This is a genomic window from Pantoea sp. At-9b (assembly GCF_000175935.2).
Lineage (GTDB): Bacteria > Pseudomonadota > Gammaproteobacteria > Enterobacterales > Enterobacteriaceae > Pantoea.
The window spans coordinates 2,245,382-2,268,862 of sequence record NC_014837.1; the positions used below are offsets into that span (position 1 = coordinate 2,245,382).

The following is a 23,481-nucleotide window of genomic DNA, read 5'->3' on the forward strand; positions in this document are numbered from 1 at the left end:
CTTAGAACTCAACGCTTGCGCTGAGCACCAGGTTGCGCGTTTCACCTTCCGCAACGCGTAAATTGCCGCCACTGGAGGTGTAATAGTGCTTGTTAAACAGGTTGTTGAGGTTTAATTGTAAATGCGTTTTTTTACCCAGCAGCTGATTGTCCCAACCAATAAAACTGTCCGCGACGGTGTAGGCAGGCAGGGTGAAACTGTTGCTCGGATCACCGGCACGCGTGCCCATATAACGAACACCGCCACCGATACGGAAACTGCCCGGCAACAGATTTAAGCGCAGATTGTGGCTTAAATATACCGCGCCGGAATTGCGTGGTGCGTTTTGCAGACGGTTGCCATTATTCGTTGGGTCCGTTTTATCGTTAACGATTTTCGCCTCGTTGTAGCTGTAATTAGCGCTGAGATCCCAGTCAGGATAAATCTCACCGTTAACCTCTACTTCAACGCCACTGGAGCGAGCTTTATCCACGGCATAGGTGCCATCGTTTAATGATAAGGCCACATTACGCTCATCGATACGGTAAAGTGCAACCGTTCCAAGCAGTGCAGGTGTCATCTGCCATTTGCTGCCGACTTCATAGGTCGTACCCTGTTCCGGCGCTTCAACGTTACCGTTGTCATCCGGATTAGTCGATGGCGTAAACGATTTACTCAAACTGCCATAGAAAGAAACCGTCGGTGTCAGCTTATAAATCAGCCCTGTTTGTGGCAAAAACTTATTACCTTCATCGCTATAAGTCAGTGTGGAATCACTGCCTCTTGATTCGCGTTGTTCGAAGTGCTGATAACGGGCACCCGCTACCACGGTCCATTGCGACGTCAGGTCAATGTTGTCTTTAAGATAGATCGAGCGATTGTGAATGCGGTTGAGCAGATTACTGTCGGCGGTTTTTTCCGTACTGCTATCGGTGATGGTTTCTAATCCATAAACCGGGTTGCTCAGGGTAAAGTCATTATTTTTTGTGCCGTTATAAGCGTGAGCACGATAAGTTTGGTTCATTTCATAATCCGTACCGACCACCAGATTATGCGTCATGCCAAATATTTCGGGCGTACCGATGGCATCCCACGAAATATATTTTGTTTTGTGGTTAAAGCCACGGAAGGCATCCGGACGTCGCGTAACAACACCGGTGGTTGTATTAATGGCGGTGGTTGTCATGGTATTACTATTGTACTTGCGCTGGTTCATACCTACGGTAACGCGGGTCGACCAAATATCATTGAACTGATAATCCCAGTAGCTGTTGAAGGTCTGATTACGCCCCCATGCACGGTTGGAATAATCATCCAGACGCGTTTTATAACCGATATCGATCGGTTTGCCATCAATAAATGCCGTGCCACGATCGTAAGGAATATCATATTGATAACTTTCATAGCTGATATTAAAACTGGCTTTTTCGCCATACCACTGTAATGAAGGTGCCAGCAGATTATGTTTTTCGTTGCCGTATCCGCGCCAGTAGTTCTGCGCTTGTTTTTCGGCAATCAGACGGAAAGCAAAACCATTGCCCAGTGGGCCGGTAATATCAATATTTCCTGCGCCGCCGCCTGTGCTGTTGTAGTGTCCACCCACAATGGTGTGCCACTCATATTGCGGTTTTTTACTCACGACATTAATCATCCCACCGGGATTTAAAATACCGTATAACAGTGAAGACGACCCTTTCAATACTTCAACGTGGTCTGTGGTGGCATCAAGGTTGAGTCCCTGGCTGCTACGGATACCGTCACGGAACACAGAACCATCGGAGTTTGAACCAAAGCCGCGGCGCACAATACCATCTTCCGTCTGGCCCAGCGTATTCGCTTGCGCCGCACCACTCACAAAACGCATAGCATCTGATAACGTGGTGGACTGATAATCGCTCAGTTGTTTATTCGTCACCACGCTCACCGACTGCGCTTCATTCAGTTTGGACGTGGGCGTTTTACTGGCGACCGAAGTGGTTGGGCTGGAATATCCGTTGTTAGTTTGTTCTGTTTGTTGGGCGGCCGTCACCGTCAAGGTATTATTGTCGGTCGCGGCATAACTGCTGCCTGAAGAAATTAACGCACCACTGTATACCGCAAGCCATATTTTCCCCAAAGGACGCTTGTGGTGTTGAATATTTTTACCTTCATGCATTTCTGATGTTTTCCCTGAAAATTAACACAAACTGTTTTTTCATTCTCTGACACCATCCTGTCATGCTTCCGGCTGCTGTTGAGCAGGATGCCGCGATCGGCAGGACCGGTATTTTTATCAAGACAAGGTGTATTTGATAATGTAATTGATAATCATTCAAACATGGGCGAATGTAGTAGTAAATATAAATTTTAGTTTTTCTGCTACAGTCAAACTCTCAGCTACCCTTACATTAATGAGGTGGTCATGATCGCAAATAACTATCTATTTTTCATAAAGTTAACCAATCTCCAGCCCAACAAAAAAACATCGAGAGATTGAAATTAACCTTGCTCTTTTTGCCTGTATTTTTCGTTTGACTACTACATTTTATACACGCAAAGTCGTGCAGATATTTACGGCGGACGTCTCAGCACCCGCGCTGGCTCAGAGAAGGTTATCGCTGTGTTTCCGCAGCCAGAGATCCCCCTTCAGCAGCGAATGCGATCGGTGCATCCTGCCATGCTGCTATAAAACGTGCTGGAATTCGCCGCCGTAATCCGTACCATACGCGACATACTTTTACCTGCTGGCTGATGTCAGCAGGTGCGGTCCCTTCGTTTATTGCACATCAGAGGGGACACGAGAATGCGCAGAGGGGGTATGAGATTGATGTTACGCGGATTGCAGAGATGAATAGCAAGCAGGTTAAAATACTGAACGCTAAAATCGCCTGGTCGCTGGCAGTGCCGCCGTCATGCCCCTTTTGCTGAAAATCGCTGGCTGAGACAGTAAATAATGCAACAAAATCAAGATAATACAAAAAAAGAGCAGTACAACCTGAACAAACTGCAAAAGCGTCTGCGTCGTAACGTGGGCGAAGCCATTGCCGATTTCAACATGATTGAAGAAGGCGATCGCATCATGGTGTGTCTGTCTGGCGGTAAAGACAGCTACACCCTGCTGGAAATTCTGCGCAATCTGCAACAAAGCGCCCCGGTTAACTTCTCGCTGGTGGCGGTAAATCTCGACCAGAAACAGCCGGGTTTCCCGGCGCACGTGTTACCTGCGTATCTGGATAAGCTGGGTGTTGAGTATAAAATCGTTAACGAAGACACCTACTCCATCGTTAAAGAGAAGATACCGGAAGGCAAAACCACCTGCTCGCTGTGCTCACGCTTGCGTCGCGGCATTCTGTACCGCACGGCGACAGAACTGGGTTGTACCAAAATCGCACTGGGGCATCATCGCGATGACATCCTGCAAACCCTGTTCCTGAACATGTTCTACGGCGGCAAAATGAAAGGCATGCCACCAAAACTGATGAGCGATGATGGTAAACACATCGTGATCCGCCCGCTGGCCTACTGTCGCGAGAAAGACATCATCCGTTTTGCCGAAGCCCGTCAGTACCCGATTATCCCGTGCAACCTGTGTGGCTCTCAGCCGAACCTGCAACGTCAGGTGGTGGCGGATATGCTACGTGACTGGGATAAACGCTATCCCGGACGTATCGAAACCATGTTCAGCGCGATGCAAAACATCGTTCCTTCGCATATGGCTGATATCAACCTGTTTGACTTCAAAGGCATTCAGCATGGCGATGCGGTGATTGACGGGGGCGATCTGGCATTCGACCGCGAGTCGCTGCCGGTGCAACCTGCCGGCTGGCAGCCGGAAGAGGAAGATGCCGCTGATTTGAGCGTGCGTCTCGACGTGTTGCAGATTAAGTAATTTTCCCCGCAATAAATAAAGGCGCGTCGCTTCGGCTACGCGCCTTTTTTATTAACGATGCGGTGGTGGATCGATAATCGGTGGAAACTCGGGATCATACGGTGGATCTGGTTCCGGCAACGGCTGTGGATGCGGAATCGGTTCCGGGATAGGCGGTGGATCAGTGGGGATGGGATCGGTGGCGCGAATCGGTTGCATGCCCTTCTCCTTGTTGCGAATGTCCTTTAAGCATAGGAAAAGGTAAGCGGCACTGGCAAACGGGCAAAAAAAAAGCCGGCGGATAAGCCGGCGTCGTACGAATCAAATGTGCTATGCAGTAATTCAAAAAAAGGAAGTAAGACAATATGGAGCGCAACGCCCATCGCTTGACGTTGCATTCACCTGCGAGAGAGAGTTTGCCCCTGTTGTCGGTTGCGGATATTGACGTCGATCAGTTTTTTTCCGCTTTTTTACTGCTTCGCCCTTAATTTACAAACAGTTACCTTTTGCTAACCCAGCATTAACACACCCGCGGCGCTTATAACCATTTGCGCTGTCTCAGCCACCAGAACAAGCCCACCACCAAACTCACCAGCAGCAGGCAGAACACGCCAAAGCCCATGTGCCAGCTATTGCCCGGAATGCCGCCGAGGTTGACACCGAACAGGCCGGTAAGAAAGGTCGCTGGCAAAAAGATCATCGCCATTAGCGACATGGTGTACGTCCGGCGGTTCATTGCCTCCGCCAACAGCGAGGCGATTTCATCGGTCAATACCCCAGTACGCGCCACGCCCGCATCCAGATCATCCAGTCCTCGTCCGAGGCGATCAGCGATATCCTGCATGCGACGACGCTGGTCGTCATCCATCCATGTCAGCTTTTCGCTCGCCATCCGGGCATAGACGTCACGCTGCGGTGCCATATAGCGCCGCATCACGATGAGCTGCTTACGCAGCAGCGCCAGCTCGCCGCGTGCCGGGATTTGTTGGTCCAGCAGTGCATCTTCCAGCTCGATAATCTTGTCGTGCATCTCTTCAATAAATTCGCTGGCGTGATCGGTCAGCGCGTCGCACACATCCACCAGCCAACTGCCACCATCGATCGGGCCATTGCCGTTTTGCAGATCGGTCAGCACCTCATCAATGGCGTAGACTTTGCGGCGGCGCGTCGAAACGATCAATTTGTCGTTGATGAACACCCGCATCGCCACCAGTTGGTCCGGGCGCGAATCCGTGTTGTGATTGACGCTGCGCAGCACAATCATAAACCCATCGCCAAGACGGGTGACGCGCGGACGCATGCTATCGCCCGCCAGCGCATCACGCACGGAGTCGGGAATCAACGGGGTTTTTTGCAACCATTCGGCGCTTTGTTGCTGGGTGTAATTGAGGTGCAGCCAGCAGGGGCGTTCACAATTGACGACATCCGTGTCCTCAATGGCGATCAATCCCCCCTGGCCATCAAGCTGACAAGCCACAATGGCATCCGAAACCTGCAATGCTTTACCTTCAATGACGTTCACGTACTCGCCTCTCTATCAAAATCAATACGATACAGTCTAGCGTGGCGACGACGAGTTGCAATCTTCAGGCTGTGAGCAAACATGACAGGCGGCCCGTCAGGCCGCCAGAAAGGTAACTTAATGTTTAGCGATCCACAGTTCGCGGCTATAGGCGACATCTTCCGGGTTAGTGATCGGGTAGCCTTGCACCCACGGCTTAATCAGACGCCCGTTGGTGTACTGATAAATCGGGGCAATCGGGGCCTGCTCCGCCAGGATCTGCTCGGCGCGGTTATAGTCCTGATTACGCGCCTGCGCGCTGGTCTCAGCACTGGCTTTGGCCAGCACCGCATCATAATCGGCGTTACGGAAACGCGCGATATTGCCGGTATGGCTGGAGGTCAGCAAACTGAGGAACGTCGACGGCTCGTTATAATCCCCCACCCATGAGGCGCGGATCACGTCGAAGTTGCCGCTGTTACGGCTGTCGATATAGGTTTTCCACTCCTGATTTTGCAGCGTGACATCAACACCCAAATTCTTTTTCCACATCGACGCTACTGCGATAGCAATCTTCTGGTGACTTTCTGAAGTGTTATACAGCAGCGTCAGGTGCAGCGGCTTAGCCGGGCCATAGCCAGCGGCATTCAGTAGCGCCTTGGCCTGAGCGTTTAGCTCCTGCTGGCTGTGCTGTTGCAGATAGCTCTGCTGCGGCGTAAAACCGGCGGTGACATCCGGGGTGAAATGCCAGGCCGGTTTCTCCCCGGTGCCCAACACTTTTTCCGCGATGATGCGACGGTCGATGGTCCATGTCAGCGCTTTACGCACCCGCACATCCGCCGTCGGGCCTTTCTCCGTGTTAAAGGCGTAGTAATACGTGCCAAGCTGGTCCGGGGTATACACCTGTCCCGGCAACTCTTTTTTCAGTAACGCATACATATTTTTCGGGAAGGATTCGGTGATATCAATATCACCGGCGCGATAGCGTTTCGTGGCGCTCGACTCTTCATTGATCGGGATAAACGTGACTTTGGTCAGTACGGAATGGGCGTCATCCCAATAATGCGGGTTACGCACCAGCACAATTTTCTCGTTCACCACGCGCGACTGCAATTGATAAGCCCCGTTGCCGACCAGCTTGCCCGGCGCTGTCCAGCCATCACCCGATTGCGCAATAACTTTTTCCGGCACCGGGAACAACGCCGCATTGGCCACCATGCTGGGGAACCACGGAACCGGGCGTGACAACGTCACCTTGAGTCGATTGCCATCCAGCGCCGCCACGCCGAGTTTATCGGCGCTCATCTGCCCTTTGGTGATGGCCTCAGCATTCTCGATACCACTCAGCGCCGCGAACCAGGCAGAAGGTGAGCTGTTTTTCGGATCAACTAACCGCTGCCAGCTGTAAACAAAATCCTGCGCGGTGACCGGGTCGCCATTGGACCAGCGCGCGTCTTTGCGCAGGTTGAAAATCCAGGTTTTGTTGTCGTTGCTGCTCCAGCTGAGCGCCACGCCCGGCACGATATGGCCCTGCGCATCCTGATTCGTCAGTCCTTCGAACAGGTCGCGCATCACCTGGATTTCCGGCAGGCCAACGGCCTTCATCGGATCGAGTGACGCGGGTTCATCTTTAATGTGGCGCACGATTTCCTGCACCGGAGCCAGTTGCGCCCCGGCGGGCACGGTGGCGGCCAATGCGGGTGCGCTGGCACCGATAACCATTAAGGCAGCCAGGGTCTTGCGAAACGCTATTTTCATCACCACTCCTTTAACCCGAAAAAAGGCGGCTGCAAAAAAGAACGGTGCCGCCAGCGACTTTTGGCACTTTATCGCAGATTGATGATTGATAAATAGCTATTTTCTGGCGTGCTGTTTACCGTTATGTTGAGGCTGGATCTCCGGTCACATTTTGCGTTTTCTTATTGAGGAATGTTTGCTTATGTCGTCACTACACCCGCGCCCGTTGCGCGGCAAGCTGGATGCAGTTTGGCAACAATATGGGCAATCGGTACTGGGCGCACCGCTGTTGTGGTTTCCTGCGCCTGCGGCGGATGCTGACAGCGGTTTGATCATCGCCGGTACCCACGGCGATGAAAACGCCGCTGTCGCCACGTTATCGGGCGCCATGCGCACTCTGCCGGATGCGCTGCGCCGTCATCATGTCATTCTGGCGGTGAATCCCGATGGCTGTCAGCTCGGCCTGCGCGCCAATGCGCGCGGTGTCGACCTCAACCGTAATTTCCCGGCCGCCAACTGGCAAAGCGGTGACACCGTCTATCGCTGGAACAGCGTGGCGGACGAGCGTGATGTGGTGCTTTCCACCGGTGAACACCCTTCGTCAGAGCCGGAAACCCAGGCGTTGTGCCAGTTAATCCATAGCCTCAAGCCACGCTGGGTGGTAACCTGGCATGAACCGCTCGCCTGTATTGACGATCCCCACCACAGCGAACTGGCGCAGTGGCTGTCGCAGCAAACCCAGTTGCCGGTGGTCAGCAGCGTCGGCTATGCCACGCCGGGTTCTTTTGGCAGCTGGTGCGACGATATCGGCCTGTTGTGCATCACGGCTGAAATGCCGCCGATTTCGGTGGACGAAGCCACCGAAGTCTATCTGGAAACCATGATTAATCTGCTGCGCTGGCAACCGCAGGCATAAGCACGCCGTTGGCAAAATGCAGCGACGGTTCCACATCCGCCGCCAGCCAAGTGGGACCGTCGAGATCGGCAAACTGCGCCAGCGGCGTCAGCGGTAACGCCGCACGAATGGCACGCGAGGTGCACAGCATACAGCCGAGCATAATGGCAAAACCCTGCTGTCGGGCGCTGACCGCCAACGCCAGCGCTTCCGTCAGGCCGCCGGTTTTATCCAGTTTAATATTCACCATCTCATAACGCCCATGCAGGGCCGCGAGGCTGTCACGCGTGTGGCAGCTTTCATCGGCGCAAATCGGCAGCGGGTGGATAAAATTCGCCAGCGCGCCATCATGGGCAGCCGGCAAGGGTTGCTCCAGCATCGCCACGCCAAGATCGGCCAATAACTGGCAGCGCGCCGCCAGTCCTTCTGCCTGCCAGGATTCGTTAGCATCAACAATCAGCGTGGCTTCCGGCACCGCACTGCGGATGGCAACCAGACGTTCACTGATAAAGTTGTTATCCAGTTTGATTTTCAACAGCTGCGCACCATGCTGCCATAACGCCAGCGCGCTACTGGCCATGGCGTCGGGGGTATCGATGCTGACGGTATGGGCGGTGACGATACGCGAGGCCAGGCTCACGCCACACAATTCGGCCAGGCTTTGCTGCTGTTGCTGGCGCTCCAGATCCCACAGAGCGCAATCAATCGCATTCCGTGCCGCGCCTGCCGGGAGCGCCTGCTGTAATGCCGCACGCGTCAGCCCGTTTTGCAATGGCGTCAGCACCGAGGCGATCTGTGCCAGTACTGAGGCTTCGCTTTCGCCATAGCGAGCATAAGGCGTGGCCTCACCCACGCCGCGCAGTCCGTTTTCTTCAATTTCTACCACCACCACCTGCGCCTCGGTGCGGCTACCACGCGAAATCACAAAAGGGGAATGCAACGGCCAGGCTTCCGGATAACTCTTCACTGATCTCATTATTTCTCCTTAAATCCATTACTTAAATGCGAGCTGGCGCAGTTTCCGCTACGATTTGCCCTCGTAAACCCTTAAAAAATATGTCATAAACAACGGCTATACCTGTTCTGACCGAGTAAAAGTCAGATTTTTTCATCGTTAAAAGGAAATCGTATGTCTCAGAATGTTCACTTCCAGGGTAACCCGGTGCCGGTAGCAGGCCAGTTCCCGCAGGCAGGCGCACAGGCTAAACCGTTCTCTCTGGTGGCTAAAGATCTCGCTGATGTGACCCTTTCTCAGTATGCAGGCAAACGCAAAGTCCTGAACATTTTCCCGAGCATTGATACCGGTGTCTGTGCCGCTTCTGTGCGCAAGTTCAACGAACTGGCTGGCAAAGCTGACAACACCGTGGTGCTGTGCATCTCTGCTGACCTGCCGTTTGCGCAGTCACGTTTCTGCGGCGCTGAGAGCCTGAACAACGTGGTGACGTTGTCGACGCTGCGCGGTGCAGAATTTAAAGAAGATTACGGTGTCGCGATTGCAGATGGCGCACTGAAAGGCCTGACTGCCCGTGCGGTGGTGGTGCTGGATGAGAACGATAAAGTGATTTACAGCGAACTGGTGAACGAAATCACCAGCGAGCCGAACTATGATGCGGCGCTGGCGGCGCTGTAATCCGCGACAGATTAAAAAAAACCGTCTTCAGTGATGAAGACGGTTTTTTTATGCCCGGCTGGCGACGCGACAGCGTTATTCGCTGTCGTTACGCTTCTGACTTAAACCGTACTCACGTAACTTGTTAGCAATCGCGGTATGCGAGACGCCGAGGCGCTTCGCCAGCTTGCGCGTGCTGGGATAAGAGAGATACAGCCGTGTCAGGATTGAGCGCTCAAAACGGCTGGTGATCTCATCCAGCGTGCCTTCCATCGCCTCTTCCCCCAGCGACACATCCAACGCCTGTTCCGGCAGGATGATGTCTTGCGGGCGCAACTCGTAACCTTCCAGCTGAGTCATGGCACGGTACAGGGCGTTTTTCAGCTGTCGCACGTTGCCCGGCCAGCTGTAACGCGTCAGGAAGGCGGTCAGTTGCGGTGACAGGCGCGGTCTTGGCAGCCCCTGTTCATCGGCAAAGCGTGCGACAAACATCTCGGTCAGCGGCAGGATATCCTGCGGACGCTCACGCAGCGGCGGCAGATTGAGGGTCAGGACATTCAGGCGGTAAAACAGGTCTTCACGGAATTCGCCGCGCTGCACCAGTTCCACCAGATTTTTTTGCGTCGCGCAGATCACCCGCACATCCACATGGACCTCATGTTCTTCACCCACGCGGCGGAAAGTGCCATCGTTGAGGAAACGCAGCAGTTTGGTCTGCATTCGCGGTGACATCTCGCCGATCTCATCCAGCAGCACCGAACCACCGTTGGCCTGTTCAAAGAAGCCTTTTTTGCCTTCCAGCGCGTTGGGATAAGCCCCCGCAGCGTGACCGAACAGCTCGCTTTCCGCCACATCATCCGGCAGCGAGGCACAATTCAGTGCCAGGAAGGGTTTCTTGCCACGCGCGCTGCGCAAATGGCAGGCCCGCGCCAGCATGTCTTTGCCGGTGCCGGTGTCGCCAACAATCAACAACGGCGCATCGTGCATCGCCAGTTTGCGCGCCTGGTCCAGCACCTGACGCATCTTCGGCGTCACTGCGACAATATGATCGAACTCCGATTCATCGGTCACGGTCAGGTTTTGCAGTTGGCGGCCCATGCGGGCAGTGGATTTCAGGGTGATCATCGCCCCAACCGGTTGATCGTTCTGGCCCTCTTCTTCAGCCAGATAGATTGGCCGCGCCTCCAGCAAAAAATCACGCCCCTGAATCACCACGTGCTGCGCTTCCGCGTCCACGCGATCGTTTTCCATCCAGCGCTGGAAGTTGAAACCGCTGATCAGGGAACCGGCATTCTGGTTGCGGATTTTTTGTTCGTCGAGGTTAAACAGGTTTTGTGCCGCCGGGTTAGCCAGCTCGACTTTACATTTAAGGTCGATAGACAGCACCGGCTCCGGCATCGCCACCAGCAACGCGCTGAGCGCGCGATGCTCACGTTCGGACGGCATGTACGCCACGGTACGAACATCTGTCACGCCAGGTGTACGGCGGATTTCCGCCATCAGCGAACTGAAGGATTCGAATTCCAGCGCGGAAAAGTTGAGGTAGATACGGCCAAGCGGGGCAATTTCAATGCCGCGCAGGTCAATATTGCGTGCAACCAGCAGGTCGAGCAGCTCGCGCGCCAGACCGATACGGTCCTGGCAGAAAACTTCCAAACGCATTGCGATGGCCTTAATCAGGTTTTGATTTTAGTGATAATACGCTAACTTGCGACGCCTCAGAAGGGGCCTGTCATGAAAAGTTGACAGTCAGAGGCAGGCGATGGGCAAAATTGTAACGGAACAACCACGATTAATCCCGTCAAAAATCACAATTAACAAAGAAAATCTCACCTTTCACACGCTTTTTAGTGTGAAAGGTGAACAGGCGGCGATTATTTAGCACTCTGCCCTGCTTTGCCCTCACTCTTGCTCAGGGTTTCTTTCAGCTGGCCGATCAATTCACGGCGGAAGTCACCCAAGCGCGGTTTATCATCCTCCAGCCACGGCAAGGGGCGGCATAGCTCCATCGCTTTGATACCCAGGCGCGCCGTCAACAAGCCGGCACCAATGCCTTGTGCGGCACGGGCCGACAGGCGTGCGGCAATATCTTGCGACACCCAATCCATACCCACTTCACGCACCAGTTCCGAGGCACCGGCAAACGCCATATTCAGTAACACCAGGCGGAACAACCGCAATCGGCTAAAATAGCCCAGCTCGATGCCGTAAACCGTGGCGATGCGGTTTACCAACCGCAGGTTTCGCCAGGCAATAAACGCCATATCCACCAGTGCCAACGGGCTGACGGCGATCATCAGCGTGGCTTCGGCGGCATGACGACTGATTTCCCGCCGTGCCTGGCGGTCCAGCACCGGCTGCACCAGTTGGGCATACAACGTAACGATCTCGCGGTCGTTATGGGTTTCATGCAACGCCGCGTGCCAGCGTTGCAACGCCGGATGCGCCTGATCCAGTTGTGCCTGCTGCGCCAGTTTTTCACAGAACGGGCGGGCTTTACCGATGCCGTGGCTGTGCAGCAACTCGCGCCCCACATCGCGCTCCTCCGCCCGCTGACGCAAGCGATACAAGCGACGCCACTCACCGATCAGCGCACCCGCCCCGGCGGCGACAATCAAACCACCAGCAACACCGCTGCCCAGCGCGAACCAGTCCCGTGTCAGCCACGCATCGTGTAGCCACTGCACGCCCTGCGCCACCACGCTGACAGCAAAAATCGCCAGTCCCGCGCCCACCATTTTGCGCCACAGGCTTCGCTTCGGGCGCAGCGCCGCTTCCACCGCTTTTTCACCAGCCCCCTCTTCCAGCGGTTCCTCTTCGCGTAGCGCGAGAAAAGCCGCTTCGCTGTCAGCCGCAAAGGTTTGCGCGGCGCGCAGCGGTTTTTCCTCGCTGCTCTCCAGCGGGCGGGCAAAATCAATACGCGGTTTTAACGGGGTTTCATCGTTCATCGCAATTTGTCTCCCAATAAAAATTCCAGCGCCGCGTCCATGCGAATATGCGGCAGCGGACGATCAACATCGAGCTGCTGCGGCCGGAACTGTTCAAACTGAAATCCCTGTTGTTGCCAGAAGCTATGGCCCGGCAACCGTGGCGGTACTTCGCCCGGGTAAAATGTCAGGGCTTCGCCATCCGCCAGACGATGACCGCGCAGTGCAGGCAGCTTCTCGCCGCGATGGTCCACCAGCCCGCTCTCGGTCGCCTGCACCGACGCCAGGCCGAGACAGTCCATGCTGATGCCTTCGAAGGCGGCGTTTTGCCACGCATCCTGCACCAGTTGCTGCAACAGCGACACCATATTGGCGTGTTGGTCGGCGGTGATGTGGTCGGCTTTGGTGGCCGCGAACAGCAGCTTGTCGATCACCGGCGAAAACAGGCGGCGAAACAGCGTGCGCTGACCGTAGTGAAAACTCTGCATCAGTTGCGTCAGTGCCAGTCGCATATCGTTAAACGCCTGCGGCCCGCTGTTGAGCGGTTGCAGGCAATCGACCAGCACAATCTGACGGTCAAAGCGCAGAAAATGGTTCTTGTAGAAGCCTTTCACCACGTGCTGGCAGTAGTAATTAAACCGTTGCTGCAACATGGCGTAGTTGCTGCCTGGCGGAGCCTGACGCTGGAGATCCTCCTGTTGCGGCCAGGGGAAAAACTGCAACGCCGGGGCACCCGCCATATCGCCAGGCAAGACAAAGCGGCCGGGCTGAATAAAATGCAGCCCCTGGTTTTTGCATTGATGCAGATAATCGGTCCAGGCCGCAGCCATCGCCGCCAGACGGTTTTCATCGGCAGCAGCATAAGGATCGAGATCGGCACACAGGCTACGCCAGTGCTGCGCCCATTCCGCCCGATCGCCCTGCAACAGACCAAGCATCTGCCGTGACCAGCCAGCATAATCCTGCGCCAGCATCGGTAAATCGAGCAGCCATTCCCCCGGATAATCAACGATTTCCAGGTACAGAGTGGCGGTATCTTTGAAATGACGCAGCAGCGATTCATCCGGCCGATAGCGTAACGCGAGACGGATTTCGCTGACGCCACGCGTCGGGGTTGGCCACATCGGCGGTGTGCCGTATAACTGCGCCAGACCTTCATCGTAGGTAAAACGGGGGGTACCAAGTTCGCGCTGTGGCACGCGTTTCACGCCAAGCAGACGCTCTTCACGTACCACGCTAAACAGCGGCAAACGAGAGCCGCTGTGCACGTGGAGTAGCTGATTAACCAGCGAAGTAATAAAGGCGGTTTTGCCGCTAAGGCTCAGGCCGGTCACGGCAAGGCGCAGGTGACGATCGACACCGCGATTCACCAACGCCATCAATTCATTTTGCAGTCTTTTCATCGTTCTCCCTGATGAAGCGTGCCGACAGGCGGTTAAACACCTTGCTCAGCAACGGTTCCAGCGCGACCGCCAGCAACAGACGTAACGGGCGACGCGCCACCGATTTTACCGCCCAGCCAGCGATACCGCCGGGCGCGTAAGTGACTGCACTGATAATGATAAATTTCCCCGCCGACTTCAACGCCGGTGCCGCACGGCGGCGCAGAGTAGAAAAACGTTGGGCAGACAAGGCAACCTCCAGTATCAGATTTGACGAAAACGGCTACGCACGCTGAATGTTTCTGAGGTGACGTAACGTTCAATGTCCCGCACATGGCGCTCATCGAACTTGAGCGCGTCATCCAGTTCATCCAGCAATTGACTGGCGCTCGGCGCGCGTTCACCCGGTTCATCTTCGGGTTTCACATCCAGCACAAAGCCGAGAATAAAGTAGATGATCAGGGTGAAGCCGAACAATCCAAAAAACATCGACAGCACCACAATCACCCGCAGCAACGTCACCGGAATGTCGAGGTACTCGGCCACACCGGCGCAGACGCCACGCACTTTGCCCTGCTGAGGAATGCGCCACAGCTTGCGCCCTTTCAGACTGGTTCCGCTCATGGCTGCCTCCAGTTCGGGTGCTCCGCATCCAGAATCGCTTCCAGCGCTTCAACGCGCTCGCGCATCCGGCGCGCATCCTGCGTCAGTTGCTGTAAACGCTGCATATCATTCGATGATAGCTCCGCACCGCCGTTGCGTTTGTTGCTGTAGTGGAGCCATAACCAAATCGGTGCGACAAACAGCACGAAGATGGTCAGCGGTATGGCCAGAAAAAGTGCGCTCATTGACTCTCCTTAATCATTTAACCGGTAGCGGGTGCAGGCCAATTATTCGCCGCGATTCATTTTTTCTTTCAGCGCCGCCAACTGCTGGCTGATTTCATCATCGGCCTTCAGTTCGGCGAATTCCTGATCGAGGCTTTTCGGTTTACCGAAACGCTGGCTTTCCGCTTCCGCTTCCATGTGGTCAATGCGACGCTCAAAGGATTCGAAACGCGCCATCGCGTCATCCAGTTTGCCGCTGTCGAGCTGACGGCGCACATCACGAGATGAAGAAGCCGCCTGGTGGCGCAGGGTCAGCGCCTGCTGACGGGCACGGGTTTCGCTGAGTTTTTTCTCCAGCTCGCCAATCTCGCCTTTCATACGTTCCAGCGTCTCTTCAACCTGCGCCACTTCCTGTTGCAGGGCCGCGATCAAATCGGTCAATTTTTGTTTTTCGATCAGCGCTGAACGCGCCAGATCATCTTTGTCCTTACGCAGCGCCAGTTCCGCTTTTTCCTGCCATTCGGCCTGCTGAATATCTGCCTGCTCAATGCGACGCAGCAGCTGTTTCTTTTCCGCCAGTGCGCGTGCGGAGGTGGAACGGACTTCCACCAGCGTGTCTTCCATTTCCTGAATCATCAGGCGTACCAGTTTCTGCGGATCTTCGGCGCGCTCCAGCAGTGAGTTGATGTTGGCGTTCACGATGTCGGCAAAACGAGAAAAAATACCCATAATGATGTTCCTCTTAGTGTCATAAGTTGGCGCAAGGCGCTGAACACTTAATACAAAAGCCGTGCCAATTTTTATCTCACTGATTTTACTCGCATTGATTATTTTACACTGCCGAACTTTTCCCTTAAGGTAGTGAAATTGATTAACTGATAGTGAAATTCATCATGGCCAATGGCAACGACAATCTCCTCGGCGAATCAAATAACTTTCTTGAAGTGCTGGAACAGGTTTCGCGCCTCGCCCCGCTGGAAAAACCGGTGCTGGTGATTGGTGAGCGCGGAACCGGTAAGGAACTGATCGCCAGCCGCCTGCATTATCTCTCCGATCGTTGGCAAGGCCCGTTCATCTCCCTCAACTGTGCCGCGTTGAATGAAAACCTGCTCGACTCCGAATTGTTTGGTCATGAAGCGGGTGCCTTCACCGGTGCGCAGAAACGCCATTTGGGCCGTTTTGAACGCGCCGACGGCGGTACGCTGTTTCTGGATGAACTGGCGACCGCGCCAATGCTGGTGCAGGAAAAACTGCTGCGCGTGATTGAATATGGGCAACTGGAACGCGTGGGTGGCAACCAGTCCTTGCAGGTCAACGTGCGACTGGTGTGCGCCACCAATGAAGATCTCCCGGCGCTGGCGGCGGCAGGCAAGTTTCGCGCCGACCTGTTGGATCGTCTGGCGTTTGATGTGGTGCAACTGCCGCCGCTGCGCGAAAGGCGCAGCGACATCCTGGTGATGGCGGAGCATTTTGCGATTCAAATGTGTCGCGAGCTGGGTTTGCCGCTCTTCCCCGGTTTTACCGAACAGGCGCAGCAAACGCTGTTGAATTACGCCTGGCCTGGCAATGTGCGTGAGCTGAAAAACGTGGTGGAACGTTCGGTCTATCGCCATCACAGCGTCGACCTGCAACTGGATAACATCATTATCAATCCGTTTGCCGCGCGCAGTGCGCCCGTCGTGGCGACGGCAGCGCCTGACGCGCTACCCGCTTTGCCACTCGATCTGCGCCTATGGCAGAACCAGCAGGAGCGTCAGTTGGTGGATCGCAGCCTGGCAGAGGCGAAATATAACCAACGCCGTGCAGCGGATTTGCTGGGGGTAACTTATCACCAGTTGCGGGCGATGATGAAAAAGCACGGAATTCAGGTGCGGGACGAAGGTTAACTTCCGCGCATGTCCGACTCGTAGCGGCGCGATTTATCGCGCGCCTTTCTGGATTGCCGCATATCAAAACAGCGCGATAAATCGCGCCGCTACGGGAGCATACCTGAGTATGTGACCGAGGTGAGCAACCGTAGCCAACGCCGCAACGTTGTTGTAAGCAGGTTTTTTCGAAATATTTTGTGCTGTAGCAAGGCGGCAAGGGCGCGAATCCCCGGGAGCATACCTGAGTATGTGACCGGGGTGAGCAACCGTAGCCAACGCCGCAACGTTGTTGTAAGCAGGTTTTTTCGAAATATTTTGTGCTGTAGCAAGGCGGCAAGGGCGCGAATCCCCGGGAGCATACCTGAGTATGTGACCGGGGTGAGCAACCGTAGCCAACGCCGCTACAGTGCAAAATATGAAGAAAAAAAAAGCCCGCAGAAGCGGGCAACTTAATACTGGAAGCAATGTGAGCAATGTCGTGCTCTTCTTCGGTAGAGCCACCGTCGAAGCGCAGAAGAATAATAATCATTCTTATTATCATCTGTAAAGCCCTAATTGAGAATTTTTCTCATTTCCACACTAACGGTGTGATTACCCCACTTACACGTTGGTGAAAAAGACAGCATAATTCGCCTTAATTTGGGGAGTGCCCGGCGTTTGCGATACACTCACGCTATTGCCTCAGAATCGTTGAGTTCTATGCCAAAATTAATCCCCACGCTGTTGCTCGGTCTCAGCGTATTGAGTGCGTCCGCATGGGCAGCTCCCGCGAACGATATTCGTCAAAGCGGTTTTGTTTATTGCGTGAATGGCACGGTAAATACCTTCAATCCGCAGATGGCGAGTAGCGGTCTGGTGGTGGATACGCTGGCCGCGCAACTTTATGATCGCCTGCTGGATGTTGATCCTTATACCTACCGGCTGATGCCCGATCTCGCGCAAAGCTGGGAGGTGCGTGATAATGGCGCGACTTACCGCTTCCACCTGCGCAAAGATGTGCCCTTCCAGCACACCAACTGGTTCACCCCCACGCGCAACATGAATGCCGACGATGTGGTGTTCAGTTTTGCCCGTATGTTCGATCGCCAGCACCCATGGCATAACGTCAACGGCGGCAGCTACCCCTATTTCGACAGCCTGCAATTTGCCGACTCCGTGCAGAGCGTGAAAAAGATCGATAACGATACCGTCGAAATTCGCCTGAACAGCCCGGATGCGTCGTTCCTGTGGCACATCGCCACCCATTACGCCCCGGTGCTCTCCAAAGAGTACGCCGACCAACTGACCGCCAAAGGCCAGCAGGAAAAGTTGGATCGTGAACCGGTCGGCACGGGCCCGTTCCAGCTGAGCGAATACCGCACCGGACAATACCTGCGCCTGGCACGCAATCCCCATTACTGGAAAGGCGTGCCGCGTTTGCAGCAAGTGGTGATCGACCTTGGCGTCGGCGGCACCGGTCGTTTGTCGAAATTGCTGACCGGCGAGTGTGATGTGTTGGCTTATCCTGCCGCCAGCCAGTTGAGTATTCTGCGCGATGACCCACGACTGCGCATGACACTGCGTCCCGGCATGAATATCGCTTATCTGGCGTTTAATACCCGTAAACCGCCACTGGATCGGCCTGAAGTCCGTCACGCGCTGGCACTGGCGATCAATAATGAACGTCTGATGGAGTCGATTTATTACGGCACCGCCGAAACCGCAGCATCGATCCTGCCACGTGCCTCGTGGGCGTATGATAATGATGCGCGCGTCACCGAATACAACCCGGCCAAGGCACGGGAGCAACTGAAGGCGCTGGGCGTGGAGAATCTCCATCTGCGGCTGGTGGTGCCAACGGCATCGCAGGCGTGGAATCCCAGCCCGCTGAAAACCGCAGAGCTGTTACAGGCTGATTTGTCGCAGATTGGGGTACGCGTCACCATCGTGCCGGTAGAAGGCCGCTTTCAGGAAGCGCAGCTGATGGCGATGAATCACGACATCACCCTCACCGGCTGGGCGACCGACAGTAACGATCCCGATAGCTTCTTCCGCCCGTTACTGAGCTGTGCCGCGATTCGCTCACAAACTAACTACGCGCACTGGTGTTCACCGGCCTTTGATGAAGTGTTGCAACGCGCTCTGCTGTCACAACAGCTGGCAGCGCGTATCGAGAGTTATGATAATGCCCAGCAGATCCTGGCGCAGGAGTTGCCGGTGTTGCCGCTGGCATCGTCTTTGCGTTTGCAGGCCTATCGCCATGATATTAAAGGTTTGGTACTGAGTCCGTTTGGCAACGCCTCGTTCGCGGGCGTCTACCGCGATGAAGCCGGCGAGGAGTAAACATGATCATTTATATACTGCGTCGCCTGCTGCTGCTGATCATTACGCTGTTTTTGCTGTCGCTGGTGAGTTTCAGCCTCAGTTATTTCACCCCCAACGCACCGCTGGAAGGCGCATCGTTGTTTGATGCCTGGTGGTTCTGGTTTAAAGGCTTGTTGCAACTCGATTTTGGCGTTTCCAGCACCAACGGCCAGTTGATTGATCTCCAGCTCCGTGAAGTGTTCCCCGCCACGCTCGAACTGTGCATTCTGGCGTTTATGCTGGCGCTGCTGGTGGGCATCCCGCTCGGCATTTGCGCCGGGGTGATGCGGAATAAGTGGCAGGACAAAGCCATCAGCGCGCTGGCACTGCTTGGCTTCTCCATGCCGGTGTTCTGGCTGGCGCTGCTGTTCACCCTGTTCTTCTCGTTAACCCTTGGCTGGCTGCCGGTGTCCGGGCGCTTTGATTTGCTCTATCCGGTGCAGAACGTTACCGGTTTTGCGCTGATTGATGCCTGGCTGAGTCATTCACCGTGGCGGCGTGAAATGTTGATCAGCACCCTGACGCATATGATTTTACCGGTGATTGTGCTGGCGGTAGCGCCGACCACCGAAGTGATTCGCCTGCTGCGTGGCAGTACCAGCGAGGTGATGGATAAGAACTATGTCAAAGCGGCGGCCACGCGTGGCTTATCACGCTTTACCGTGATTCGCCGTCACGTGTTGCATAATGCGCTGCCGCCGGTGATCCCGCGTCTGGGTTTGCAATTCTCCACCATGCTGACGCTGGCGATGATCACGGAGGTGGTATTCAACTGGCCGGGGCTGGGGCGTTGGCTGATTAACGCCATCCGTCAGCAGGATTATGCGGCGATTTCCGCCGGTGTGATGGTGGTGGGTAGCCTGGTGATTGTGGTTAACGTCTTGTCTGACATTATTGGGGCGGCGCTTAACCCGTTGAAGCATAAGGAATGGTATGCCCTACGATAATATCTACGCCGAAAAACGGCAGCCCGGCACCTTCCGCCTTAGCTGGCAGCGTTTTTACCACGACACCAGCGCGATGATTGGCCTGTACGGCTTTGGTGCGTTGCTGTTCCTGTGCCTGTTTGGTGGCTTGCTCGCCCCCTATGGCATCGATCAGCAATTCCTTGGCTACCAACTGTTGCCGCCTTCGTGGTCACGCTATGGCGATGTATCGTTCTTTCTCGGCACCGATGATCTGGGGCGCGATGTATTAAGCCGTCTGCTGAGCGGCGTGGCACCCACAGTAGGTTCGGCCATTCTGGTCACGCTGTTAGCCGGCTTCTGCGCCTTGTTGCTCGGCGTGCTGGCTGGCATTACGCACGGTCTGCGCTCGGCGGTGATGAATCACGTGCTGGATACCCTGCTGTCGATTCCGTCGCTGCTGCTGGCGATCATCGTGGTGGCGTTTCTCGGCCCACGTCTCGAACATGCGATGCTGGCGGTGTGGCTGGCGCTGATCCCGCGACTGGTGCGCGAAATCTACACCGCCGTGCATGACGAAATGGAAAAAGAGTATGTGGTGGCGTTGCGTCTTGATGGTGCGCGCAACCTGAATATTCTGTGGAGCGCGGTGCTGCCCAATGTGCTGCCGCTGCTGGTGGGTGAATTTACCCGCTCCCTGTCGATGGCGATCCTCGATATCGCGGCCCTCGGCTTTCTTGATCTTGGCGCACAACTGCCTTCGCCCGAATGGGGCGCGATGCTGGGTGACTCGCTGGAACTGATTTATGTCGCCCCCTGGACGGTGATGCTGCCTGGCGCGGCGCTGATGGTGAGCGTGTTGATTGTTAACCTGCTGGGCGATGGCATCCGTCGCGCCGTAGAAGCGGGAGCTGAATAATGCCGTTACTCGATATCCGCAATCTGACCATCGAATTTATGACCGCCGACGGGCCGGTGAAAGCGGTCGACCGTATCAATCTGACCCTGACCGAAGGCGAAGTGCGCGGACTGGTCGGCGAATCCGGCTCCGGCAAAAGCCTGGTGGCGAAAGCCATCTGTGGCGTCACCAAAGATAACTGGCGCGTCACCGCCGACCGTATGCGGTTCGATGATATCGATTTGCTGCGCCTTTCGCCGCGTGAACGCCGCCGTATTGTCGGCCATAACGTGTCGATGATCTTCCAGGAACCGCAATCCTGTCTCGATCCCTCAGAAAGCATTGGCCGCCAGTTGATGCAGGCCATCCCTGGCTGGACGTTTAAAGGTCGCTGGTATCAGCGGTTGTGGTTCTGGCGCAAAGCGCGCGCCATTGAGTTGCTGCACCGCGTCGGTATCAAAGATCATAAAGACATCATGCGTAGCTTCCCCTATGAGCTGACCGAAGGGGAGTGCCAGAAAGTGATGATTGCCATCGCGCTGGCGAATCAGCCGCGCCTGTTGATCGCCGATGAACCCACTAACGCGATGGAGCCGACCACCCAGGCGCAGATCTTCCGCCTGTTGAGCCGCCTCAACCAGAACAACAACACCACCATTTTGCTGATCAGCCATGATTTGCGCACCATGAGCCAATGGGCGGACCGCATCAACGTGATGTATTGCGGCCAGACGGTGGAAACCGCGCAGAGCGAAGATCTGATGGGAACGCCCCACCATCCTTACACTCAGGCATTGATCCGCGCGATGCCGGATTTCGGTAGCGCATTGCCGCATAAAAGCCGTCTGAATACCCTGACCGGTGCCATTCCGTCGCTGGAACATCTGCCGATTGGCTGCCGCCTCGGCCCCCGCTGCCCCTATGCGCAGCGCAAATGCATCGAAACACCGCGCCTTAACGGCAACAAAGCGCATCTGTACGCCTGCCACTTCCCGCTGAATATGGAGGGCCAGTAAGCATGGAAACGCTGCTTGAAGTGCGTAACCTGAGCAAAACCTTCCGTTATCGCACCGGGTTGTTTCGCCGCCAGCATGTCGAAGCGGTGAAAGACGTGAGTTTTACCCTGCGCGATAAACAGACGCTGGCGATTATTGGTGAGAACGGCTCCGGCAAATCGACGCTGGCGAAGATGTTGAGCGGTATGGTGCCGCCGACCGAGGGACAAATCCTGATTGACGATCATCCGCTGGAATATGGTGACTACGGCTATCGTAGCCAGCGTATCCGCATGATTTTCCAGGACCCGTCAACCTCGCTCAATCCACGGCAGCGCGTCAGTCAGATCCTTGATTTTCCCTTGCGGCTGAATACCGAACTGGACGATGAAGAGCGTGAGAAGCGGATTATCGCCACGCTGCGCCAGGTCGGTTTGCTGCGCGATCATGCCGGTTATTACCCGCATATGTTGGCACCGGGCCAGAAACAGCGCCTGGCGCTGGCGCGTGCACTGATCCTGCAACCCAAGGTGATTATCGCCGATGAAGCCCTGGCGTCGCTGGATATGACCATGCGCTCGCAACTGGTCAATTTGATGCTGGAACTTCAGGAGAAGCACGGCATCTCCTATATTTATGTCACGCAGCACATTGGGATGATGAAGCATATCAGCGATCAGGTGCTGGTGATGCATCAGGGCGAAGTGGTGGAGCGTGGCGGTACCGCCGATGTGCTGGCTTCCCCGCTACACGAGCTGACCAAACGACTGATTGCCAGTCATTTTGGCGAAGCACTAACCGCCGAAGCCTGGCGGCGTGAACGTTGATTGTTCGCTGCATCGCGGAAAACGCGGTGCGATTTACCGCATTTGATAGAGACGTGCTAGAATCCGCACGTCGATTAACGTCGGTCGCACACTTTTTAATCATTGCGGCCGCCAACAACAATGACCATAAGGATTACAGCTATGGGTTTTCTTTCCGGTAAGCGCATTCTGATTACTGGCGTTGCCAGTAAACTTTCCATTGCCTACGGTATTGCGCAGGCGATGCACAAACAGGGCGCAGAGCTGGCTTTCACCTACCAGAACGACAAACTGAAAGGTCGTGTGGAAGAGTTTGCTAAAGATTTGGGTTCAGACATTGTTCTGCCGTGCGATGTGGCAGAAGACGAGAGCATCACTGCGCTGTTCACCGAACTGGCAAAAACCTGGCCGAAATTTGACGGTTTCGTTCACTCCATTGGTTTCGCCCCGGGCGACCAGTTGGATGGCGACTATGTAAACGCCGTTACCCGTGAAGGCTTCAAAATCGCTCACGACATCAGCGCCTACAGCTTTGTTGCGATGGCCAAAGAGTGCCGTGCGATGCTGAACCCGAACTCAGCACTGCTGACCCTGTCTTATCTGGGCGCAGAGCGCGCGATCCCGAACTATAACGTGATGGGTCTGGCAAAAGCGTCTCTGGAAGCCAACGTGCGTTACATGGCGAATGCCATGGGCCCGGAAGGCGTGCGTGTTAACGCCGTGTCAGCCGGTCCGATCCGTACTCTGGCGGCGTCAGGCATCAAAGATTTCCGTAAGATGCTGGCACACTGCGAAGCGGTCACCCCGATTCGCCGTACCGTAACTATCGAAGACGTGGGTAACTCTGCGGCCTTCCTGTGTTCCGACCTGGCCGGTGGTATCACGGGTGAAGTGGTCCACGTTGATGGCGGCTTCAGCATTGCCGCGATGAACGAGCTGGAACTGAAATAAGTTTCTGAGGG

22 protein-coding genes are annotated in these 23,481 nt (G+C 55.2%); 10 read left to right on the top strand and 12 right to left on the bottom strand.

Going from position 1 to position 23,481, the window contains the following annotated elements; genetic code table 11:
- Position 1: 1 nt before the first annotated feature.
- Complete coding sequence (locus PAT9B_RS10285; RefSeq protein ID WP_013509202.1) at positions 2–2,134, bottom strand: TonB-dependent siderophore receptor; 2,133 nt, start codon at positions 2,132–2,134, stop codon at positions 2–4.
- A gap of 777 nt (positions 2,135–2,911) precedes the next feature.
- Here PAT9B_RS10285 and ttcA point away from each other — a divergent pair.
- Positions 2,912–3,847, top strand: coding sequence for a tRNA 2-thiocytidine(32) synthetase TtcA (ttcA, locus tag PAT9B_RS10290; RefSeq protein ID WP_013509203.1), 936 nt, complete (start codon positions 2,912–2,914; stop codon positions 3,845–3,847).
- Positions 3,848–3,898: 51 nt separating this feature from the next.
- Here ttcA and PAT9B_RS30915 read toward each other — a convergent pair whose 3' ends face one another.
- From PAT9B_RS30915 to PAT9B_RS10300, 3 genes are all read right to left on the bottom strand, one after another.
- The gene (locus PAT9B_RS30915) at positions 3,899–4,045 is read right to left on the bottom strand and encodes a hypothetical protein (RefSeq protein ID WP_013509204.1); all 147 of its coding nucleotides are present in this window, start codon (positions 4,043–4,045) and stop codon (positions 3,899–3,901) included.
- A gap of 319 nt (positions 4,046–4,364) precedes the next feature.
- Positions 4,365–5,348 (bottom strand): zinc transporter ZntB, encoded by a 984-nt coding sequence (zntB, locus tag PAT9B_RS10295; protein ID WP_013509205.1) that lies wholly within the window; start codon positions 5,346–5,348, stop codon positions 4,365–4,367.
- Between the two features lie 117 nt (positions 5,349–5,465).
- Positions 5,466–7,085 (bottom strand): ABC transporter substrate-binding protein, encoded by a 1,620-nt coding sequence (locus PAT9B_RS10300; RefSeq protein ID WP_013509206.1) that lies wholly within the window; start codon positions 7,083–7,085, stop codon positions 5,466–5,468.
- Between the two features lie 181 nt (positions 7,086–7,266).
- Here PAT9B_RS10300 and mpaA point away from each other — a divergent pair, with 181 nt between their 5' ends.
- Positions 7,267–7,980 (top strand): murein tripeptide amidase MpaA, encoded by a 714-nt coding sequence (gene mpaA, locus PAT9B_RS10305; RefSeq protein ID WP_013509207.1) that lies wholly within the window; start codon positions 7,267–7,269, stop codon positions 7,978–7,980.
- On the opposite strand, the gene ycjG is transcribed toward mpaA, so the two are convergent.
- Positions 7,949–8,935, bottom strand: coding sequence for an L-Ala-D/L-Glu epimerase (ycjG, locus tag PAT9B_RS10310; protein ID WP_013509208.1), 987 nt, complete (start codon positions 8,933–8,935; stop codon positions 7,949–7,951). The genes mpaA and ycjG overlap by 32 nt on opposite strands.
- A gap of 153 nt (positions 8,936–9,088) precedes the next feature.
- On the opposite strand from ycjG, the gene tpx reads away from it, so the two are divergent.
- Positions 9,089–9,589, top strand: a complete 501-nt coding sequence (tpx, locus tag PAT9B_RS10315; RefSeq protein ID WP_013509209.1) for a thiol peroxidase — start codon at positions 9,089–9,091, stop codon at positions 9,587–9,589.
- A gap of 75 nt (positions 9,590–9,664) precedes the next feature.
- On the opposite strand, the gene tyrR is transcribed toward tpx, so the two are convergent.
- From tyrR to pspA, 7 genes are all read right to left on the bottom strand, one after another.
- Positions 9,665–11,230 (bottom strand): transcriptional regulator TyrR, encoded by a 1,566-nt coding sequence (gene tyrR, locus PAT9B_RS10320; protein ID WP_013509210.1) that lies wholly within the window; start codon positions 11,228–11,230, stop codon positions 9,665–9,667.
- Positions 11,231–11,442: 212 nt separating this feature from the next.
- Complete coding sequence (locus tag PAT9B_RS10325) at positions 11,443–12,516, bottom strand: YcjF family protein (protein WP_013509212.1); 1,074 nt, start codon at positions 12,514–12,516, stop codon at positions 11,443–11,445.
- The gene (locus tag PAT9B_RS10330) at positions 12,513–13,898 is read right to left on the bottom strand and encodes a YcjX family protein (protein ID WP_013509213.1); all 1,386 of its coding nucleotides are present in this window, start codon (positions 13,896–13,898) and stop codon (positions 12,513–12,515) included. Before PAT9B_RS10330 ends, PAT9B_RS10325 begins: the two co-directional genes overlap by 4 nt.
- The gene (gene pspD, locus PAT9B_RS10335) at positions 13,879–14,127 is read right to left on the bottom strand and encodes a phage shock protein PspD (RefSeq protein WP_013509214.1); all 249 of its coding nucleotides are present in this window, start codon (positions 14,125–14,127) and stop codon (positions 13,879–13,881) included. Before pspD ends, PAT9B_RS10330 begins: the two co-directional genes overlap by 20 nt.
- 14 nt (positions 14,128–14,141) lie before the next feature.
- Complete coding sequence (pspC, locus tag PAT9B_RS10340) at positions 14,142–14,501, bottom strand: envelope stress response membrane protein PspC (RefSeq protein ID WP_013509215.1); 360 nt, start codon at positions 14,499–14,501, stop codon at positions 14,142–14,144.
- Entirely contained in the window at positions 14,498–14,725 is a 228-nt protein-coding gene (gene pspB / locus PAT9B_RS10345) for an envelope stress response membrane protein PspB (protein WP_013509216.1), read from the bottom strand. Before pspB ends, pspC begins: the two co-directional genes overlap by 4 nt.
- A gap of 42 nt (positions 14,726–14,767) precedes the next feature.
- Positions 14,768–15,433, bottom strand: a complete 666-nt coding sequence (pspA, locus tag PAT9B_RS10350; protein WP_013509217.1) for a phage shock protein PspA — start codon at positions 15,431–15,433, stop codon at positions 14,768–14,770.
- 164 nt (positions 15,434–15,597) lie between these two features.
- On the opposite strand from pspA, the gene pspF reads away from it, so the two are divergent.
- From pspF to fabI, 7 genes are all read left to right on the top strand, one after another.
- Positions 15,598–16,590 carry a phage shock protein operon transcriptional activator gene (gene pspF, locus PAT9B_RS10355; RefSeq protein WP_013509218.1) on the top strand — a complete coding sequence of 331 codons (993 nt, stop codon included), beginning with the start codon at positions 15,598–15,600 and terminating at the stop codon, positions 16,588–16,590.
- 681 nt (positions 16,591–17,271) lie between these two features.
- The gene (gene sapA, locus PAT9B_RS10360; RefSeq protein ID WP_013509219.1) at positions 17,272–18,894 is read left to right on the top strand and encodes an ABC transporter substrate-binding protein SapA; all 1,623 of its coding nucleotides are present in this window, start codon (positions 17,272–17,274) and stop codon (positions 18,892–18,894) included.
- A gap of 2 nt (positions 18,895–18,896) precedes the next feature.
- Positions 18,897–19,862: a putrescine export ABC transporter permease SapB gene (gene sapB, locus PAT9B_RS10365; protein ID WP_013509220.1), complete on the top strand. Its 966-nt coding sequence runs from the start codon at positions 18,897–18,899 to the stop codon at positions 19,860–19,862.
- The gene (gene sapC / locus PAT9B_RS10370) at positions 19,849–20,739 is read left to right on the top strand and encodes a putrescine export ABC transporter permease SapC (RefSeq protein WP_013509221.1); all 891 of its coding nucleotides are present in this window, start codon (positions 19,849–19,851) and stop codon (positions 20,737–20,739) included. The genes sapB and sapC overlap by 14 nt, the downstream gene beginning before the upstream one ends.
- Complete coding sequence (sapD, locus tag PAT9B_RS10375) at positions 20,739–21,734, top strand: putrescine export ABC transporter ATP-binding protein SapD (protein ID WP_013509222.1); 996 nt, start codon at positions 20,739–20,741, stop codon at positions 21,732–21,734. The genes sapC and sapD overlap by 1 nt, the downstream gene beginning before the upstream one ends.
- 2 nt (positions 21,735–21,736) lie before the next feature.
- Positions 21,737–22,540, top strand: coding sequence for a putrescine export ABC transporter ATP-binding protein SapF (sapF, locus tag PAT9B_RS10380; protein ID WP_013509223.1), 804 nt, complete (start codon positions 21,737–21,739; stop codon positions 22,538–22,540).
- Between the two features lie 141 nt (positions 22,541–22,681).
- The gene (gene fabI / locus PAT9B_RS10385) at positions 22,682–23,470 is read left to right on the top strand and encodes an enoyl-ACP reductase FabI (RefSeq protein ID WP_013509224.1); all 789 of its coding nucleotides are present in this window, start codon (positions 22,682–22,684) and stop codon (positions 23,468–23,470) included.
- The last annotated feature ends 11 nt before the right edge of the window (positions 23,471–23,481 follow it).